This is a genomic window from Methylobacterium longum (assembly GCF_022179385.1).
GTDB lineage: Bacteria > Pseudomonadota > Alphaproteobacteria > Rhizobiales > Beijerinckiaceae > Methylobacterium > Methylobacterium longum.
The window spans coordinates 1-323 of the sequence record NZ_BPQS01000196.1 but is presented as its reverse complement, the minus strand read 5'-3'; the positions used below and the strand labels follow the sequence as shown (position 1 = coordinate 323).

2 pseudogenes are annotated in these 323 nt (G+C 65.9%); one reads left to right on the top strand and one right to left on the bottom strand.

The features are described 5' to 3' along the window. Positions 1 to 116 (top strand): annotated as a pseudogene (locus MFF58_RS32075) (IS481 family transposase); the annotation flags it as partial. On the opposite strand, the pseudogene MFF58_RS32070 reads toward MFF58_RS32075, so the two are convergent. Beyond that, a pseudogene (locus tag MFF58_RS32070) lies at positions 113 to 323 on the bottom strand (GDSL-type esterase/lipase family protein); the annotation flags it as partial. The pseudogenes MFF58_RS32075 and MFF58_RS32070 overlap by 4 nt on opposite strands.

Genomic DNA, 323 nt, shown 5'->3' with positions numbered 1-323 from the left:
GGCTGAAGACCCTGCGCGGCCTCACGCCCTACGAGCATGTCCTGCAGGTCTGGACGAAAGAGCCCGAACGCTTCAGGCTCGACCCGTCACACCACATCCCGGGACCATACACCTAGTGCTGTCGGCCGCTGAAAAGTCGCTTCGCCTGTTCGAAGGGTGTGCCGGTCCGGCCCCGCGCCAGAGCGCCGCGGATCTCGCCTGCCAACCGCGCTGCGACGATCTCGCGGGCGGGATCGTCGTAGTGGACGATGTCGTAGAAGGTCCCCTCCTCCCGGTCTCGAAAAATCCCGCTGAGGTCGAGCGCCGTGAAGGTGCGACGGTAC